Consider the following 18,736-nt stretch of genomic DNA (forward strand, 5'->3'; position numbering starts at 1 on the left):
AAGCTCGACATCTCCCACAGGGATCAGCGGTGCTCACGAGATCTATAGCCGAGCAACTTCCCACCTGCCAACCGAGCTCAAATGTGGGAGGGGGCTTGCCCCCGATTGCGGTGTGTCAGCCAAGACACCTGTCACCAGTGCCGCCGCCATCGAAGCCTAGCTAAAGCTCGACCTCTCCCACACAGGAAGGGCATCACGCCGGCAACGGATCACCCGGCAGCATCAATTCAATCCCGCGCTTGCGGATGCCATCTGCCGCCGCCGGGGCCAGGGCGTCGTCGCTGATGATCACGTCGAACGGTTCGAGCCCGGCGATGCGGTACATGCTGAAGGTGCCGTATTTGGAACTGCTCGCCACCAGCACGACCTGGGACGCCGATTGCATTGCCACTTGCTTGACCTCGACTTTCAGCGCCGAGGGGGTGGTGATACCTCGGTGCAAATCCCAGGAGCTGGTTGACACAAAGGCGATGTCCGTCACCACCTGGCGCAGGGTCGCCACGGCCAGCCCGCCGACGGAAGAATGGTTGTCATGGTCCAGTTGGCCGCCGGTGTGGATCACCGTGACCTGCGTCGCATCCATAAGGGCCTGCACGATCCCGAAGTCGTTGGTGACCACCGTCATGCCCGACAGCGCCTTGATATAAGGGACAATCTCCAGGGTGCTGGTGCCGGCATCCAGGTACACCGTCATGTCCGCGTGCAGCAATCGCGCCGCCAGTCGCGCCATCGCCTGTTTTTGCGGCAACTCCACCACGGCTTTGGATTGATGGCTGGGTTCGCTGTGCAACTGGCTGGCGATCCGGACCCCCCCGGTGACGGAGTACGCCCGGCCTTCCTGCTCCAGCAGTGCAATATCGCGGCGCACGGTCATGTGCGAGCAGTCGAACATCTCCATCAACTGGTGCACGCTCATCACTTGATGCTTGCGCAATTGCCGCAGGATTTGTTCGCGACGCTGCTCGGGAATCATCGGGGTGCTGCTGTCGGCGGCCGTGTCCTTGGGGTTGGGCATTAAGGCTCCGGGATGGTTAGGTAAGATGCGGGGAGTGCGTGGCTATAGTAGCCAATACACGCCCCCGCAAGCGACCCCGGTGTAACAACGGTCAGAACTTGAAGCGGCCCACCAACCCCTTGAGCTGACCGGAAATATCCGTCAACCGACCTGATCCGGTCTGCGCCGAGTGGGCAAAGCCTTCGACCAGTTGCGCATCGGCATGGATCTGCGCGATGTGGCGGTTGATCTCCTCGGCCACCTGGTGCTGTTCTTCAGCGGCCGTGGCGATCTGGGTGTTCTGGTCGCGGATCGAGTCCACCGAGCCTTGGATCTTGTCGAAGCTGTCGCGGGCCTGCTGGATGCGTTCCACGCTGGTGTGGGACACCAGCAGGCTGCCCTGCATCTGCTGGGTGACTTCCTGGGTGCGGCGGGCGAGGTTGCCCAGCAGGCTGTCGATTTCACCGGTGGAGTCGGCGGTGCGGCGTGCCAGGGCGCGGACTTCGTCGGCCACCACTGCAAAGCCTCGGCCCTGGTCACCGGCGCGCGCGGCTTCAATCGCCGCGTTGAGCGCCAGCAGGTTGGTCTGTTCGGCGATCGAGCGGATGGTGTCGAGGATGGTGTTGATGTTTTGGCTGTCCTGCTCCAGCAACTGCATGGTCTGGGTCGACTTTTGCAGGTCTTCGCTGAGCTTGAGCACGCTGCCGGTGGCTTCGCCGATATGCTGCTGGCCATTGTGCACGTCGCGGTAGCCTTCGTCGGCACTCGCGGCGGCGGCGCTGCAGGAGCGCGCGACTTCGTTGGCGGTGGCCACCATTTCGTTGAACGCGGTGCTCACCAGCTCCACGGCTTCACGCTGGCGACCGGCGGCCTGGTTCATGTTGTTGGCGACTTCGCTGGTGTCGGCGGCGGCGGTTTGCAGGTCGGAAGAGGCGTTGCCGATGCGCTGCACCAGTTGCGCGATCATGCTCAGGAACTGGTTGAACCAGCCGGCCAGGCTGGCGGTTTCGTCCTTGCCTTGCACCTTGAGTTGGCGCGTCAGGTCGCCTTCGCCTTCAGCAATCTCCTGCAGGCCGTCGGCCACCCCGCGAATCGGGCGCACGATCATGCTGGCAAAGCTGGCGCCGACAATCGCGAACACCACGGCCAGGGCGGCGGCAATCGCGGCGATCAACCAGGTGAGGCGGGTGGCGTCGGCCATGACTTCATCGCGCTTGATCAGGCCGATAAAGCGCCAGCCCAGATCCTTGGAGCTGACCACGTTGGCCATGTAGGCCACGCCGTCGATGTCGATCTGGGTCACGCCGTCGCCGCGCTTGGCCAGTTCGGCGTAGTTGGGGCCCAGGTCGGCCATCGGCTTGAAGTTGTGCTGGGCGTCGCTGGGGTCCACCAGCACGTTGCCGTTGGCTTCCACCAGCATCAGGTAGCCGCTGTCGCCCAGCTTGATGTTGCGCACCAGCTCGGTGAGCTGCTTGAGCGACACGTCCAGGCCGACCACGCCGAGGATGTTGCCGGTAGCGTCGGCGACGGTGTGCACGGTGCCGATCAGCACCACGTCGTCCGGTGCCCAGTAATAAGCGCCCGTGCGCACGGTGGCGCCCGGCGCGGCGATGGCGGCCTTGTACCAGGGGCGTACGCGCGGGTCGTAGTTGTTCAGTTTGGTGTCGTCAGGCCAGCTGGCATAACCGCCGTCGGCGAGGCCCAAAGACAAGTAGGCGGTGCTCGGGTGGCTTTTGGCGAACTGATCGAAAATCGCCAGCAGGTCTTTGTTGGTCTGGGTCAGGGGGATTTGCGCGGCGTCGGCGCCGGCGTAGCTCTTGAGGTCCTTGGCCGCGACAACGCGCGGGTCCTTGGCCACGAAGTCGACGTTCTGGCTGATGCCATCGAAAAACTGCTTCATGCCGTTGTCGATCTGACGGATCTCGCGACCGCTGCTGTCGAGGAAATTGGCCAGGGCCCCCTCGCGCAAGTTCAGCACAACCATAACGGCCACCAGGATGACTGGCAGGCACGCGATAGCGGCAAACGCCCAGGTCAACTTTTGCTTGATATTCATGACTTCACCCGCGGGTATTTATATTTTTGGCAAGGAGAAAACAGTGGCGTCGAGCGTCGCATGTGTTGTTTTGAGGGGATGTAGCCCATGCGTACTCCCTTTGTATCGACTGCGGGAGCACGCACTTTAGGCCGAAGGGCATGTTTATCCGATGCGCTCGCCACCCAGCGCATCACGCTGCATCGACTGCAGGTTTTTCTCGATGGTTTCGCAGATGGCTTCCATCTGGATCTGGTGTTCGCTGGAGCGGAACGGACTTTGCAGGTCGGTGCCGATACGCTCGATGGCCAGCAGCATAAAGCCCACAACGGTGGACGCCAGCGGGGTGAACCAGCCCAGGGATTCCACCAGGCCCACGGGCACGATCAGGCAGAACAGCGAGATAAACAGGCGTGGGAAATACACGTAAGGGTAGGGCAGTGGCGTGTTGGCGATCCGCTCCATGCCCCCCTGGGCGTTGGACAAATCCACCAGGGTCGACTCCATCCGCGCCAGGCGAATGCTGTCCAGGTGCCCGGTCTTGTATTCCTTGGCCAGCAACGCCGCCGAGCCGGTGAGGATGTCATTGGCAAAGTTATTGGTGGCGCCGTTGCGGGCGAATTCCTCGGAGGGGATAAAGGCGCGTACTTCATCAGGGCACGGTTCGCCCTTGAGGTGGGCGGCCAGGCAATTCACATACGCCACATGGCGGCGCAGCAGGGTGGCCTTGACCGGGTTCACTTCGCCGTCGGGATCGTCCAGCAGGGTTAATACCTGCCGGGCAAAGCTGCGAGAATTGTTGACCATCGCCCCCCACAGCGTGCGTGCCTCCCACCAGCGGTTATAGGCGCTGCTGTTGCGAAAACTGATGAGCACGATCAGTGCCGAGCCCAGCAGGGTAAGGGGCATCAGCGGCAAGTTGATCTTGGCGGTGAGGAACAGCATGAAGTCTACGGTGACGGCGACGTCCCACAGCAACAGCCAGAACAGCGACCAGCCCACATAGCCCATGGTCTTGATGATCAGGCGGTACTTTTTGATGATGGCGGCTTTCAAACGACAACCTCGCGGCGAGCGGTAAGCAACAGTGCCTTAGCTCGGACGTCGGCTTGCAGGGAAGGTTCGCAGCGCTGACTGAAACGGTTAAGCCGCCTGAGTTTTCTGGAACAATTTTGGTAGCGACGATGTCCCCTGAACTAATCACGATAGATTGCGCTCAAGGCGAAACGCCATTATCGGTGCTGCAATTGAGATCAGTGAATCCAAGTTGGTTGATCAGGGCTCTTTCTCATGTGCAGTGGTTCGTTGAAGTTGGCGATGGAACAGTCGGCGCGGGCGTTTGAGCGCCATGTGGATTTTGAAGCGTGTATTCGTACCCATTATTCGATTTTGTTGGAGTCCTATTCAAAAAGACCGTTTTTCTATAAGACCGCACTGAAGTTCAGTCGCTTGATGGTGTCCTTTACGTTATTGAGCACGTATTTCTCCAAGCCGGTGCCATTACTGTCCGAGGTGAAAGAGTTTTGTATGGCGCGTGGGTTTTGTTCCAGGAACAGCCTGGAGTCGATCTTCCTGCTGTTCAGGGCGTTGGGGTTCATGACGGTGTCGAGGCATGCGGATGACAGCCGTTTGCGGGTATTCAGCCCGTCATCCCAAGCCTGCGAGGAGATCCGGCTGATGCTCACGTCCGTGGTCGAGCCGCTGGGCGTGATGTACCCGCAAACCGCGGTTTGCAGCTCAATGAATGGGTTGGATGATCGCGCTTACCTGGCACGTTATTTCAAAGGGTTTTCGGTCCTTCTGTCCCATAACGTGACCATTGACCTGTTGATGCCTGATTGTTATTGGCTGGTAAAGCGCGATGCCGGGCATATGTTGATGCTGGCGATCTATAACGATGCGTGTGCGCTGGATAACCAGGGGGCAAGCTTCAGGACTTCGTCCTACCTTTCCATCGCAGAGCAACTCTCGGTGTCCAAGACACACGTTATTCGCTTGGTGCAAGAGGGGGCCGACCGGGGCTATTTCAAGATTCACTCCAAGACACTGCTTGAAGTCCTGCCACCTTTTATGGTGTTGGTAAGACGCTTCATGGCGTATTCGTTTGCGACCTGTCTGCACAGTCTTCAACTGAGTCATGCCGATAACAAAGCGGCCACTCATACACAGGGAGTGACGGGATGCCGGCTAATGTGAAACTCAGGCCACGAATGCAAAGGCTGTTGTCGCCCGCCATTGCCCAGGCCGAACTGATCGGGATTTTCGCCTGGCTGGCGGTGTTGCTGGTTGATCGCGGGGGGAGGTTCGGCTGGCCGGTCGTGCTGGTCACGATGGGGCTGTGCGTGGTGTATAGGGTTCACCGGGCGGTGACTCAGTATGTGCTGTGGCGGGCACTGGGCGTGGCCTACATGGTGCTGCTGTCCGCGGGTTTTGCCTATGTGGTTCACACCCGTCCCGAGCTGCAGGTATTCGCCTTGCCGCTGGCCGTGACCTTGGTGATGAGCAGCGCAATCCTGTTTATCGTGGTTCAGGACTTTCTGGTCTGCGCCGCCTTGGTCTGGTTACTGACGTGGCCCAGCATTCAGATGAGCCTTTACGAAGGCGTCGATATCTACGTGTTTATCTTTTGCGCCTCGTCGGTGGCGATCGGCTTTATCTTGAATGTCTACTACCTAAAGAACCTGCGTTCCGTGTTACTGGTGGAGAGTGAGTTTCGGGAGTTGGCCGAGACCGATTACTTGACCTCCATCCTGAATCGGCGGGCCTTTATGGAGAGCTTCGCCAAACTGATTGCGGCCGGTGATACCGGCTACTTCATGATGCTGGATATCGACAGTTTCAAATTGAAGAATGACCAGTTCGGCCATGACGTCGGCGACAGGATTCTCTGCGCCATGGCCGCGTGCCTTAAATCCACCCCGGGCAGCCACAGTTTCGGCAGGATTGGCGGCGAAGAATTCGGGGTGCTGCTGGTGGGCGATGACCTTGGTCTCGCCACCGATTACGCGCTGCGCCTGCTGCAAGCGATCCGCAGCAGTGTCGCGCCACCCCATGACTACACCTGCAGTGCGGGCATGACGCATTTCACGGTCGGGGCCGATATGTCAGCGGTTCTCAAGCGTGCCGACCGCAACCTCTACACCGCCAAGGGCAACGGCAAGGACCGCGTGTATCTGGATGGCGCGCCGGTGTCCCACGGTTCGATGTCCACCCCGGAGGCCCTATGAAAGTTGGCGTGATTTCCGATACCCATGGCCTGCTGCGGCCTGAAGCCGTGGCGGCGTTGCAGGGATGTGAACAGATCATCCATGCCGGTGATATCGGCAGCCCTGAGATTCTTCAGCAATTGGCACAGATCGCGCCCCTGCACGTGGTGCGCGGCAACAACGACCAGGACGCGCCGTGGGCACAGCAGGTGCCCGACTATCTGATGCTGGATGTGGGTGGATGGCGGACGCTGGTGGTGCATGACATCGCCGACGTACCTGCATTACTCGATACGCCTACGCGGCTGGTGATCACCGGCCATTCGCACAAGCCCCTGATCGAATGGCGGGGCGCAACGCTGTATGTGAACCCCGGCAGTGCAGGGCGGCGGCGCTTCACGTTGCCGGTGACGTTGGCGGTGCTGGAGGTGCGGGAGATGACGATCGAGTCGCGGCTGATCGCGCTGCTGGACTGATCCGGGTTTTATTGTTGCGCCAGGATGCTCTGCAACAACCCCGGAAACCGTTCCTCAAGCACATCGCCGCGCAATGAATTCATATGGGTGGTGCCCACGCTGCGGGTGTGTACCAGGCCGGCATCGCGCAGGACCCGGAAGTGGTGAGACATACTGGACTTGGGGCGCCCGCCGTCCAGTTCGCCGCAGGTGGCTTCGGGCACACCGGCCAGGCAGCGCACGATTTCCAGGCGCACCGGGTCACTCAGGGCGTACAGCAGACGCTCGAGGGTCAGGTCTTCAAGGGGAGGGTGTTTAAAGGCTCGCATGAAACGAATCATAACAGGGGGGTATCATCGAATACCATAGTTCGATTACCATCGAACTATCGAATCATTCACTCGCTCCCGGAGTTCTCAATGTCCGCTTTGTTCGAACCGTTCAAACTCAAAGACGTCACCCTGCGCAATCGCATCGCCATCCCGCCTATGTGCCAATACATGGCCGAGGACGGCATCGTCAACGACTGGCACCTCGTGCACCTGGCCGGTATGGCGCGTGGCGGCGCCGGTTTGCTGGTGGTCGAAGCCACCGCTGTAGCGCCTGAGGGGCGCATCACCCCAGGTTGCGCCGGTATCTGGAGCGACGCCCACGCCGCAGCGTTCGTGCCCATGGTCAAGGCCATCAAGGCCGCCGGCTCGGTGCCAGGCATCCAGATCGGTCACGCCGGTCGCAAAGCCAGCGCCAACCGCCCGTGGGAAGGGGACGACCATATGCCTGCCTCCGATGCGCGCAGCTGGGAAACCATCGCGCCGTCGGCCATCGCCTTCGGTGCCAACCTGCCGCAAGTGCCACGCGCCATGACCCTGGACGACATCGCTCGGGTCAAGCAGGACTTCGTCGACGCCGCCCGCCGTGCCCGCGACGCCGGTTTCGAGTGGATCGAACTGCACTTCGCCCATGGCTACCTGGGCCAGAGCTTCTTCTCCGAGCATTCCAACCAGCGCACCGACGCCTACGGTGGCAGCTTCGACAACCGCAGCCGTTTCCTCCTGGAAACCCTGGCCGCCGTGCGCGAAGTCTGGCCAGAGAACCTGCCGCTGACCGCGCGTTTTGGCGTGATCGAATACGACGGCCGTGACGAGCAGACCCTCACCGAATCCATCGAACTGGCCCGCAACTTCAAGGCTGGCGGCCTGGACCTGCTGAGCGTCAGCGTCGGTTTTACCATCCCCGACACCAATATCCCGTGGGGCCCGGCCTTCATGGGCCCGATCGCCGAGCGCGTGCGCCGCGAAGCGGGCATCCCGGTGACCTCGGCCTGGGGCTTTGGCACGCCGCAACTGGCAGAAGGCGCGTTGCAGTCTGGGCACCTGGACCTGGTCTCGGTCGGTCGTGCGCACCTTGCGGACCCGCATTGGGCGTACTTCGCTGCCAAGGAGCTGGGCGTGGAGAAATCCTCCTGGACCTTGCCGGCGCCTTACGCCCATTGGCTGGAGCGCTATCGCTAAGGTAAGCCAGGCAGTCTATAGGCCACTCAATTGAGTGGCTTTTTTTCGTCTCGGTATTGATACAAAACGGATACTCAAAAAACAACGAATGAGAATAGATATCAAACGAGAATTCATTGATATATCATGCGCCGCGAATTCTTGGCAGGTTTGCCGCCCCTTCTGGCTCTTTCACTAGGTTCAACATCCATGCGTCGTACCTTGATTTCCCTCTGTGTGCTTCAGGCGTTTTCGCCTTTTACCTGGGCAGAGGTTGTCCCTGCCGACAAGGCCAGTCTTGAGCTGCAGGCCACCAATGTCACGGGCGAGGCGGACTACGAGACGGCGCAAGGGCCGGTCAAGGGCTACCACGCCACACGTTCGGCGAGTGCGACGCGCACCGACACCTCGATTCATGAAACCCCGCAGTCCATCAGCGTCGTGTCCAAGGATGTGGTCGAAGATATCGGCGCCACCCGCTTGCAGGACGCACTGGACTACGCTGGCGGCGTGGGCCGCGCCAACAATTTCGGTGGGCAGGGGCTCACCACCTTCACCGTACGTGGCTTCACCACCGGCGAGTTCTACCGCAACGGTTTCCCGATCAACCGTGGCTACCCGAACATGCCGGATGCCAACACCATCGAACGCCTCGAAGTGCTGCGCGGCCCGGCAACCATGCTGTATGGCCGTGGCGATCCCGGCGGCACCTTCAACGTGGTGTCCAAGCAACCGCTGGCCGAGCCGACCGTGACCCTCGGCAGCCAACTGGATGACCAAGGCATGCAACGCGCCACCCTCGACGCCTCCGGCCCGCTGGACGAACAGGGTCGCCTGGCCTATCGCCTGAACGTGGTGGGCGAGGGCGGTGACACCTTCCGTGATCATGTCGAGACCGAACGCTACGGCGTGACGCCGGTGATCACCTGGCAGGCCAGCGATGACACCAAGGTGATCTTCGAAGGCGATTTCATGCGCAACAACCATCCGCTGGACCGTGGCCTGACGCGCTACCCCAATCAAAAAGGCACCGCCTCGCGCGACACCTTCTGGGGTGAAAAAGACGTCGGCAAACTGCACAACGACAACAGCATGGCCCAGCTGCGTTTCGAGCACCTGCTCAATGACAGCTGGACCCTGGGCGGTGGTTTCCAGTGGCTGGACGGCACCTTGCAAGGCAATGCCATTGAAGCCAACAGCCTGGGCGCCGACGGTCGTACCCTGAGCCGCAACTTCAACTACCGCAAGCTGGAGTGGACCGATAAAGACACCCAGCTCAACCTCACCGGGCATTTCTCCACCGGCGGTTTCGACCACACCTTGCTTACCGGCGTCGAGTTCGAAGACTACGACTACAAGTCGATTATCCAGCGTTCCAGCGGCTTGGCGGGTAGCTATCCCATCGACATCTTCAACCCGGTCTACGGCCAGGCGCGCCCGAACCTCACACGCACGCCGACCCACGACAAGGAAAACCTCAAGACCTACGCTGCTTTTGTCCAGGACCAGGTGGCCCTGACCGAGCGTTTGAAAGTCCTTGCCGGCGCACGCTTCGAGCGCTTTGAACACGACTACCACACCTACGTGCCGGGCGGTAAAAGCTGGGAAGCCAGCGACAACGCCGTCACCCCACGCGTCGGCGTGATCTACGACCTCACCGACACCGTCGCGGTCTACGCTGACGCCGCGCGTTCGTTCAAGCCCAACACCGGCGCCAGTCGCCAGGGCGGTGGTTTTGAACCGGAGAAAGGCAAATCCTACGAGATGGGCATCAAGTGGGAAGCCCTGGACCGTCAACTCAGCGTCGACGCCGCGATCTACCAGATCGAGAAGAAAAACGTGCTCACCACCGACCCTCTCGACTCAACCTTCAGCGTCGCCGCCGGCCAGGTTCGCAGCCGTGGTTTCGACTTGAACGTGGCGGGCAACCTCACCCCCGAGTGGCGTGTGATCGGCGGCTATGCCTACGTGGACGCCGAAGTGACCAAGGACAACACCCTGCGCACCGGCACGCGTTTGCTGAACATCCCGCGCAATAGCTTCAGCCTGCTCAACGTCTACGAATTCCAGGACGGCGCCCTCAAGGGCCTGGGCCTGGGCGCGGGTGGCAAGTATGTGGATGAGCGGGCCGGGCAGACCTCCAACAATGCCTTCTCGATGGACGCCTACACCGTGGTCGACCTGCTCAGCTACTACAAGGTCAACGACAAGGTGCGGCTGAACCTGGATGTGAAGAACCTGTTCAATCGCGACTATGAAGAAGGTGCGTTTGGCAACGTATACGCCTACCCAGGCGAACCGCGCACGGTGCAGGTAGGCATCGCCTACACCCTCTAACGGCCTGCACAGTTTCAATGTGGGAGGGGGCTTGCCCCGGTAGCGGTAGACCAGTCGATGTTGCTGTGACTGAACCACCGCTATCGGGGGCAAGCCCCCTCCCACATTTAATTGCGTTTACATTACAACGGCGTGAGCACATTCATCACCGTATCCAACGCCACCCGCGTGTCATCCAACTGCACCAGCGACGCATGCCGGGCGCCAAGGGCGTCGCGGTTCTGGATTGCGGTGAGGATCGCCTTGTGCCGGGGCAGGCTCAGGCCCTGGATGTCCGGGCGGCGGTTGGTGATGTTGATCGACTCGCGCAGCGGCAACGACAGCATGTTGCACATATAGGCGAGCAGGTCGTTGCGGGTGGCGTCGGCGATGGCGCGGTGGAAGTCCAGGTCGGCCTGCAACAGCTGTTCGTGGGTCTGCGCGGTTTCCATGCCCTGGTAGGCTTTTTCGATGGTGGCGATGTCTTCATCGGTGGCGGTGGTCGCCGCCATGGCGGCAATCTCCGGCTCGAGGATGCGCCGCACACCGGCCAAGGTGTTGAAAAATTCACTGTGGGGCGTGGACTGCATCAACCAGGACAACACGTCCGGGTCGAGCAGGTGCCATTTCAAGCGCGGCCGCACCACCGCGCCCACCCGTGGCTTGGAATACACCAGGCCCTTGGCGCTGAGCACCCGGGTCGCCTCGCGCAACACCGAACGACTGACCTTGTACTCCTCGCAGAGCGTGGCCTCCATGGGCAGCCGTTCTTCGGGCTTGAAGCGACCTGAAACGATGTGCATGCCCAAGTCCTGAACGATCTGGGCATGCATGCTCTTGCGCGGCTTGGGCGGCTGGTGATCCATAACGACAGGGATGCTCTGACTTAAATTCGCGGCATCATAGCATCCCAATTAGTGGGAATGCCGGGGGACTTCAGCCCCACGGCAACCCACCAGGAAGTCAAAGTCGCAACCCTGGTCGGCCTGCAGCACATGGTCGATGTACAACTGGCGGTAGCCGCCGACGATCAGGTTCTGCGGCGGCTTCAGGTCGGCCATGCGCGCCGCCAGCTCTGCGTCGGGGATGTCCAGGTGCAGGCGGCCGTTGGCGCAGTCGAGCTCGATCCAGTCACCTTCCTTCACCGTGGCCAACGGTCCGCCGGCCGCGGCTTCCGGCGCCACATGCAACACAACCGTGCCGTAGGCGGTGCCGCTCATGCGCGCATCGGAGATCCGCACCATATCGGTCACGCCCTGGGCCAGCAGTTTGGCCGGCAAGCCCATGTTGCCGACTTCGGCCATGCCTGGGTAACCCTTGGGGCCGCAGTTTTTCATGACCAGGATCGAGTTGGCGTCCACGTCCAGTTCCGGGTCGTTGATGCGCGCCTTGTACATGTCGAAGTTCTCGAACACCACCGCACGGCCGCGATGCTGCATCAGCTCGGCGCTGGCCGCCGAAGGCTTGAGCACCGCACCGAGTGGCGCCAGGTTGCCGCGCAGCACGCAGATGCCACCGTCGGCGCGGATCGGGTTGTCGAGGGTGCGGATCACTTCGTCCTGGCCGTAGATCGGCGAGTCCTTGGTGTTTTCGCCCAGGGTCTTGCCGTTGACGGTCAGGGCATTCGGGTGCGGGATCAGGTTGGCTTCACCGAGGCGACGCAGCACGGCGGGCAGGCCACCGGCGTAGTAGAACTCTTCCATCAGGAAGCGCCCGGACGGTTGCAGGTCGACGATGGTCGGCATGCCGCGACCGATGCGGGTCCAGTCGTCCAGATCGAGCTCGACGCCGATGCGCCCGGCGATGGCTTTCAAGTGGATCACGGCGTTGGTCGAACCACCGATGGCGGCGTTCACGCGGATGGCGTTTTCAAACGCTTCCTTGGTGAGGATCTTCGACAGCTTCAAGTCTTCGCGCACCATCTCCACCGCACGCATGCCGGACATATGGGCCAACACATAACGGCGCGCATCCACTGCCGGGATCGCCGCGTTGTGGGGCAGGGAAGTGCCCAGTGCCTCGGCCATGCAGGCCATGGTCGACGCGGTGCCCATGGTGTTGCAGGTGCCCGCCGAACGCGACATGCCGCCTTCGGCCGCGAGGAAATCATCCAGGGTAATGGTGCCGGCCTTGACCTGTTCACTGAGCTGCCACACCACGGTGCCCGAGCCGATGTCCTGGCCCTTGTGCTTGCCGTTGAGCATCGGCCCGCCGGTGACCACGATGGCCGGTACGTCGCAACTGGCGGCGCCCATCAGCAGGGCCGGGGTGGTCTTGTCGCAGCCGGTCAGCAGCACCACACCGTCAATCGGGTTGCCGCGAATGGCTTCCTCCACGTCCATGCTCGCCAGGTTGCGGGTGAGCATGGCGGTGGGGCGCAGGTTGGATTCGCCGTTGGAGAACACCGGGAATTCCACCGGGAAGCCACCGGCCTCGATCACGCCACGTTTGACGTGCTCGGCGATCTGGCGGAAATGCGCGTTGCACGGGGTCAGCTCCGACCAGGTATTGCAGATACCGATGATCGGCTTGCCATGAAACTGATGGTCGGCAATGCCCTGGTTCTTCATCCAGCTGCGGTACATAAAGCCGTTTTTGTCGGCGGTACCAAACCACTGGGCGGAGCGTAGGCCGGGCTTTTTATCAGACATGATCGATTCTCTTATTGTATGACTATATGTTCTATGCGTGCTTAAACATAAGCGCAAAATCGATGCTTTGGAAGAGTTGTTTTGTAAATAGTCCTACTATATAGTCTGGCTTAACTGAGGTATGACCCTGGCGGATTTTCGCGAGAGGCGTCCCCCGAGCTTCTATAAGAACAACAATCGGAGATCGACCCCCATGAGCCAGGAACTGCGGCTTATTCGGCGCATCACGCTGAAACTGATTCCCTTCCTGATCCTGCTGTACCTGATCGCCTACGTGGACCGCTCCGCCGTGGGTTTTGCCAAGCTGCACATGGGCGCGGACGTCGGTATCGGCGATGCGGCCTATGGCCTGGGCGCGGGATTGTTCTTCATTGGCTACTTCCTCTTCGAGATCCCCAGCAACCTGATGCTCGACCGCTTCGGCGCACGGCGTTGGTTCGCGCGGATCATGATCACCTGGGGCGCGATCACCATCGGCATGGCCTTCGTGCAAGGGCCGCACAGCTTCTATGTGATGCGCTTCCTGCTCGGCGCGGCCGAAGCCGGATTCTTTCCCGGCGTCCTGTACTACATCACCCAATGGTTCCCGGTGCGCCATCGCGGCAAGATCCTCGGGCTGTTCATCCTCTCCCAACCGATTGCGATGATGATCACCGGCCCCGTGTCCGGCGGCCTGCTGGGCATGGACGGCATCCTCGGCCTGCATGGCTGGCAGTGGCTGTTCATCGTGATCGGCACCCCGGCGATCCTGCTGACCTGGCCGGTGCTGCGCTACCTGCCGGATGGCCCCAAGCAGGTCAAATGGATGAGCGACGACGAAAAGGCCTGGCTCACCGGTGAGCTGGACAAAGACCTGCAAGCCTACGGCCAGACCCGCCACGGCAACCCGCTGCATGCCCTCAAGGACAAACGCGTGTTACTGCTGGCGCTGTTCTACCTGCCGGTGACCCTGAGCATCTATGGCCTGGGCCTGTGGTTGCCGACCCTGATCAAGCAGTTTGGCGGCACCGACCTGGTCACCGGCTTTATCTCCGCCGTGCCGTACATCTTCGGCATCATCGGCCTGCTGATCATCCCGCGCAGTTCCGACCGCCTGAATGATCGCTACGGCCACCTGGCCGTGCTGTATGTGCTGGGCGCCATCGGCCTGTTTTTCAGCGCCTGGCTGAGTGTGCCGGTGCTGCAAATGGCCGCGCTGTGCCTGGCGGCGTTTGCGATGTTTTCCTGCACCGCAGTGTTCTGGACCTTGCCGGGGCGCTTCTTTGCCGGCGCCAGTGCGGCGGCGGGCATTGCCTTGATCAACTCGGTGGGCAACCTCGGCGGCTATATCGGTCCGTTCGTGATCGGTGCGCTCAAGGAATACACCGGCAACCTCGCCTCGGGCTTGTACTTCCTGTCCGCGGTCATGGTGTTCGGGCTGGTCTTGACCGGCGTGGTCTACCGCGTGCTGGAGCGCAAGCACGTACTGCCCGCCGATCAATTCGCCGCCAGCGCCCGTGGCGCCACACGTACTTAATCTGGGAGAAGTTTCATGCGTTTAGTTCAGTTCGAGTCAAGCAACGGTGAACGCCGGGTCGGCGTTGTAGAAGGCGCCACAGTGCGCGAAGTACTTACCGCGCGCAGCGTGCGCGAACTGGCGCTGGCTGCCATCGAGGCGGGCGTCAAGTTGCAGCAGCAGGTCGAGAGCCTGGGCCTGGGCGACAGCCATGACTACGCCACGCTGCTGGCCGACCTGAAGATTTTGCCGCCGTTGGATCACCCGGACCCGGCCCATATGCTCATCAGCGGCACCGGCCTGACCCACCTGGGCAGCGCCTCGGCGCGGGACAAAATGCACCAGCAGGCCGGCGATGAAAGCACCTTGACCGACACCATGCGCATCTTCAAATGGGGCGTGGAGGGCGGCAAGCCCGCTGCCGGCCAGGCCGGCGTGCAACCGGAATGGTTCTACAAGGGCGACGGCAGCATCGTCGTGCGCCCAGGCGAAGCCTTCCCGGTGCCACCGTTTGCCGAAGACGCCGGTGAAGAACCGGAAATCGGCGGCCTGTATGTGATCGGCCCGGACAGCAAGCCCTATCGCCTGGGGTTTGCAGTGGGCAACGAGTTCTCCGACCACATCATGGAGCGCAAGAACTACCTGTACCTGGCCCATTCCAAGCTGCGCAGTTGCAGCTACGGTCCCGAGCTGCGCGTGGGCGAGTTGCCCCAGCACCTGGCCGGCACCAGCCGCATCCTGCGTAACGGCGAGGAAATCTGGCGGAACGAATTCCTCAGTGGCGAGGCCAATATGTGCCACAGCCTGGAAAACCTCGAGTACCACCACTTCAAATACCGCCAGTTCCTCAAGCCGGGCGATGTGCACATTCACTTCTTCGGCACCGCCACGCTGTCATTCGCCGATGGTATACGTACCCAACCGGGCGATGTGTTCGAGATCAGCCAGGCCGAGTTCGGCGCGCCGTTGGTCAATGGCGTCGGCAGCAGCGATGCGGCATTTGAACCCGGCCAAGTCACCCCCCTTTAAGGAGATCAACATGACCCAGTTCCTCGGCCACAACTACATCGGCGGCCAGCGCAGCGCCAACGGCAGCATCAAGCTGCAGAGCGTCGATGCCAGCACGGGCGAGACCTTGCCGCAGGATTTCTACCAGGCCACGCCGGAAGAGGTCGATGCCGCCGCCAAGGCCGCCGCCGCGGCGTATCCGGCTTATCGCGCGTTGAGTGCCGCGCGCCGTGCGCAGTTCCTGGACGCGATAGCCGACGAGCTGGATGCCCTGAGCGATAACTTCATCGAGCTGGTCTGCCGTGAAACCGCGCTGCCCGCCGCACGTATCAAAGGCGAGCGTGGGCGTACCAGCGGCCAGATGCGCCTGTTCGCCACGGTGCTGCGTCGCGGTGATTTCTACGGCGCGCGCATCGACAAGGCGTTACCCGATCGCCAGCCGCTGCCACGCCCGGACCTGCGCCAATACCGCATCGGCCTGGGCCCGGTGGCCGTGTTTGGCGCGAGCAACTTCCCCCTGGCGTTTTCCACCGCAGGCGGCGATACCGCAGCGGCGCTGGCGGCCGGTTGCCCGGTGGTGTTCAAGGCCCACAGCGGGCATATGGCCACGGCTGAACAGGTGGCCAGTGCAATCATTCGCGCGGCAGAAGCGACCGAGATGCCGGCGGGTGTGTTCAATATGATCTTTGGTGGCGGCGTCGGCGAGGCGCTGGTCAAGCACCCCGCGATCCAGGCGGTGGGCTTTACCGGCTCGCTCAAGGGCGGTCGCGCCTTGTGCGACATGGCCGCGGCACGCCCGCAGCCGATCCCGGTGTTTGCCGAGATGTCGAGCATCAACCCGGTGATCGTGCTGCCCCAGGCCCTGCAAGCGCGAGCGGAAACCGTCGCACGGGATCTGACCGCGTCGGTGGTGCAAGGCTGCGGCCAGTTCTGCACCAACCCTGGCCTGGTGATCGGTATCGCGTCGCCGCAGTTCACCGCGTTTACCCAGCAGGTCGCTCAACTGATTGGCGAGCAACCGGCGCAAACCATGCTCAATGCCGGCACCCTGAGCAGCTACGGCAAAGGCCTGGAAAAACTCCTGGCTCACTCGGGTATTCAGCATTTGGCCGGTAGCACCCAGGCGGGCAATCAGGCGCAACCGCAGCTGTTCAAGGCGGATGTACGCTTGCTGATCGAGGGCGATGAAGTGCTGCAGGAAGAAGTCTTCGGCCCTACCACGGTGTTTGTCGAAGTTGCTGATCAAGCCCAACTCAGCGCCGCCTTGCACGGCCTGCACGGACAGCTCACCGCGACGATCATTGGCGAACCGGCAGACTTTCAAGAGTTCGCCGAACTTACGCCGCTGCTGGAACAGAAAGTCGGGCGCATCCTGCTCAACGGCTACCCGACCGGCGTCGAAGTCTGCGACTCGATGGTGCATGGCGGTCCGTATCCGGCGACGTCGGATGCCCGTGGCACCTCGGTCGGCACCTTGGCCATCGACCGTTTCCTGCGTCCGGTGTGCTTCCAGAACTACCCTGACAGCTTGCTGCCCGACGCGTTGAAAAACGCCAACCCGTTGCGCATCCAGCGCCTGGTGGATGGCACGCCATCCCGCGACTCGCTGTAAACACTCATCAGGAGGCGTCATGTCGTGTACCGCTGTCACTGAGCATCGTGCGCAACTGGGGGAAGGCCCGTTCTGGGATGTGCCGACCCAGGCGCTGTACTGGGTCAATATCGCCGGCAAACAGGCCCTGCGCCTGATGGGCGGGCAGTTGCAGATCTGGCAGTTGCCCGAGCACGTTTCGGCGTTTATCCCGTGTGAAAGCGGTGATGCGCTGGTGACCTTGAGCAGCGGTGTCTACCGCCTGGACCTGGCCACCGAAGCCCTCACCCTGCTCTGCGTGGCCGACCCGCAGCCGGGCAACCGTGGCAATGAAGCACGCTGCGATGCCCAGGGCCGCCTGTGGCTGGGCACCATGCAGAACAACATCGGCGAACACGGCGAAGACCTGCCGATCACGCGGCGCTCCGGCGGCTTGTTTCGCATCGATGCGGACGCACAGGTCACGCCGTTGCTCCACGGCCTGGGCATTCCCAACACCTTGCTGTGGAGCGAGGACGGCCGCCAGGTGCATTTCGGTGACAGCCTGGACGCCACGCTCTACCAGTATTCGATCCAGGCCGACGGTCAACTCCAGCCGCCAACCGTGTGGTTCGGACCGCACGCGCGCGGCGGGCCAGATGGCTCGGCCATGGACACTCAAGGCTACCTCTGGAACGCCCGTTGGGACGGCAGTTGCCTGCTGCGCCTGACGCCCGAGGGTGAGGTGGACCGCATTATCGAATTGCCCGTGAGTCGCCCCACCAGTTGCGTATTCGGTGGCCCCCACCTCACCACCTTGTATATCACCAGCGCCGCCAGTCCATTGGATCACCCTCTGGACGGCGCGGTGCTGGCCATCGAAGTCGATGTACCCGGCATGCCTTGCCATCGCTTTGCCGGTTAACCCCAAGACTTAAAAACAACAACAAGGAGTCACCCGTATGAATCGTCGTCGTGGTATCCGTTCCCTGTGCTGCGCCGCTGTGGCGGTCTCGGCCATGAGCTTGAGCGGGCTGTTGCTGGCCGCTGAAGAAGTGAAAATCGGTTTTCTGGTCAAGCAGGCCGAGGAGCCGTGGTTCCAGACCGAATGGGCCTTTGCCGAAAAAGCCGGCAAGGAACATGGCTTTACCGTGATCAAGATCGCCGTGCCCGATGGCGAGAAAACCCTCTCGGCCATCGACAGCCTGGCCGCCAACGGCGCCAAGGGCTTTGTGATTTGCCCGCCGGACGTGTCCCTGGGCCCGGCCATTGTCGCCAAGGCCAAGGCCAACGGTTTGAAAGTGATTGCCGTGGATGACCGCTTTGTCGACGCCAAGGGCAACTTCATGGAGGACGTGCCGTACCTGGGCATGGCCGCGTTTGAAGTCGGCCAGAAACAAGGCGCGGCCATGGCTGCCGAAGCGAAAAAACGCGGTTGGGACTGGAAGGACACCTACGCGGTGATCAACACCTTCAATGAACTCGACACCGGCAAGAAACGCACCGACGGCTCGAT

15 protein-coding genes and 2 pseudogenes are annotated in these 18,736 nt (G+C 61.8%); 10 read left to right on the forward strand and 7 right to left on the reverse strand.

The window, feature by feature from the left end; genetic code table 11:
* Positions 1 to 193 precede the first annotated feature (193 nt).
* From FBY10_RS30420 to FBY10_RS30430, 4 genes and pseudogenes are all read right to left on the reverse strand, one after another.
* On the reverse strand, positions 194 to 1,015 hold the full coding sequence (locus FBY10_RS30420; protein ID WP_131698757.1) for a DeoR/GlpR family DNA-binding transcription regulator: 822 nt from the start codon (positions 1,013 to 1,015) through the stop codon (positions 194 to 196).
* A gap of 91 nt (positions 1,016 to 1,106) precedes the next feature.
* A pseudogene (locus FBY10_RS32400) lies at positions 1,107 to 1,643 on the reverse strand (methyl-accepting chemotaxis protein); the annotation flags it as partial.
* A 327-nt stretch (positions 1,644 to 1,970) separates the two neighbouring features.
* Positions 1,971 to 3,050: pseudogene (locus tag FBY10_RS32405) on the reverse strand (cache domain-containing protein); the annotation flags it as partial.
* 144 nt (positions 3,051 to 3,194) lie between these two features.
* On the reverse strand, positions 3,195 to 4,085 hold the full coding sequence (locus FBY10_RS30430) for a bestrophin family protein (RefSeq protein WP_145338765.1): 891 nt from the start codon (positions 4,083 to 4,085) through the stop codon (positions 3,195 to 3,197).
* 261 nt (positions 4,086 to 4,346) lie between these two features.
* Here FBY10_RS30430 and FBY10_RS30435 point away from each other — a divergent pair, with 261 nt between their 5' ends.
* Genes FBY10_RS30435 through FBY10_RS30445 form a run of 3 tightly spaced genes read left to right on the forward strand, consistent with a single transcriptional unit; the run spans position 4,347 to position 6,711 of the window.
* Positions 4,347 to 5,225 carry a hypothetical protein gene (locus tag FBY10_RS30435; protein WP_178116818.1) on the forward strand — a complete coding sequence of 293 codons (879 nt, stop codon included), beginning with the start codon at positions 4,347 to 4,349 and terminating at the stop codon, positions 5,223 to 5,225.
* Positions 5,210 to 6,256, forward strand: coding sequence for a GGDEF domain-containing protein (locus FBY10_RS30440; RefSeq protein ID WP_145338763.1), 1,047 nt, complete (start codon positions 5,210 to 5,212; stop codon positions 6,254 to 6,256). Before FBY10_RS30435 ends, FBY10_RS30440 begins: the two co-directional genes overlap by 16 nt.
* Positions 6,253 to 6,711, forward strand: coding sequence for a metallophosphoesterase family protein (locus FBY10_RS30445; protein ID WP_145338762.1), 459 nt, complete (start codon positions 6,253 to 6,255; stop codon positions 6,709 to 6,711). Before FBY10_RS30440 ends, FBY10_RS30445 begins: the two co-directional genes overlap by 4 nt.
* 8 nt (positions 6,712 to 6,719) lie before the next feature.
* Here the strand turns inward: FBY10_RS30445 and FBY10_RS30450 are convergent, their stop codons facing one another.
* On the reverse strand, positions 6,720 to 7,031 hold the full coding sequence (locus tag FBY10_RS30450; protein ID WP_093546722.1) for a helix-turn-helix transcriptional regulator: 312 nt from the start codon (positions 7,029 to 7,031) through the stop codon (positions 6,720 to 6,722).
* Positions 7,032 to 7,109: 78 nt separating this feature from the next.
* Here FBY10_RS30450 and FBY10_RS30455 point away from each other — a divergent pair, with 78 nt between their 5' ends.
* Positions 7,110 to 8,201: an NADH:flavin oxidoreductase/NADH oxidase gene (locus tag FBY10_RS30455; RefSeq protein WP_145338761.1), complete on the forward strand. Its 1,092-nt coding sequence runs from the start codon at positions 7,110 to 7,112 to the stop codon at positions 8,199 to 8,201.
* A gap of 189 nt (positions 8,202 to 8,390) precedes the next feature.
* A complete protein-coding gene (locus FBY10_RS30460) occupies positions 8,391 to 10,517 on the forward strand; it encodes a TonB-dependent siderophore receptor (protein WP_145338760.1) in 2,127 nt (708 codons plus the stop codon).
* Positions 10,518 to 10,639: 122 nt separating this feature from the next.
* On the opposite strand, the gene FBY10_RS30465 is transcribed toward FBY10_RS30460, so the two are convergent.
* Both FBY10_RS30465 and FBY10_RS30470 read right to left on the reverse strand, forming a co-directional pair.
* A complete protein-coding gene (locus FBY10_RS30465) occupies positions 10,640 to 11,362 on the reverse strand; it encodes a FadR/GntR family transcriptional regulator (RefSeq protein WP_065926379.1) in 723 nt (240 codons plus the stop codon).
* Between the two features lie 48 nt (positions 11,363 to 11,410).
* Entirely contained in the window at positions 11,411 to 13,147 is a 1,737-nt protein-coding gene (locus FBY10_RS30470) for an IlvD/Edd family dehydratase (protein WP_027603618.1), read from the reverse strand.
* Between the two features lie 193 nt (positions 13,148 to 13,340).
* Between FBY10_RS30470 and FBY10_RS30475 the strand changes: the two genes are divergently transcribed.
* The 5 genes from FBY10_RS30475 to FBY10_RS30495 form a co-directional block, all read left to right on the forward strand.
* Positions 13,341 to 14,663, forward strand: a complete 1,323-nt coding sequence (locus tag FBY10_RS30475) for an MFS transporter (RefSeq protein WP_145338759.1) — start codon at positions 13,341 to 13,343, stop codon at positions 14,661 to 14,663.
* Between the two features lie 15 nt (positions 14,664 to 14,678).
* Entirely contained in the window at positions 14,679 to 15,671 is a 993-nt protein-coding gene (araD1, locus tag FBY10_RS30480) for an AraD1 family protein (protein WP_145338758.1), read from the forward strand.
* A 10-nt stretch (positions 15,672 to 15,681) separates the two neighbouring features.
* The gene (locus tag FBY10_RS30485) at positions 15,682 to 17,262 is read left to right on the forward strand and encodes an aldehyde dehydrogenase (NADP(+)) (RefSeq protein ID WP_145338757.1); all 1,581 of its coding nucleotides are present in this window, start codon (positions 15,682 to 15,684) and stop codon (positions 17,260 to 17,262) included.
* A gap of 19 nt (positions 17,263 to 17,281) precedes the next feature.
* Positions 17,282 to 18,145 carry an SMP-30/gluconolactonase/LRE family protein gene (locus tag FBY10_RS30490; protein WP_145338756.1) on the forward strand — a complete coding sequence of 288 codons (864 nt, stop codon included), beginning with the start codon at positions 17,282 to 17,284 and terminating at the stop codon, positions 18,143 to 18,145.
* A gap of 37 nt (positions 18,146 to 18,182) precedes the next feature.
* Positions 18,183 to 18,736: substrate-binding domain-containing protein (locus tag FBY10_RS30495; protein WP_145338755.1), on the forward strand; the 554-nt coding region annotated here is incomplete at its 3' end.

It is taken from the genome of Pseudomonas sp. SJZ103 (assembly GCF_007828335.1).
GTDB lineage: Bacteria > Pseudomonadota > Gammaproteobacteria > Pseudomonadales > Pseudomonadaceae > Aquipseudomonas.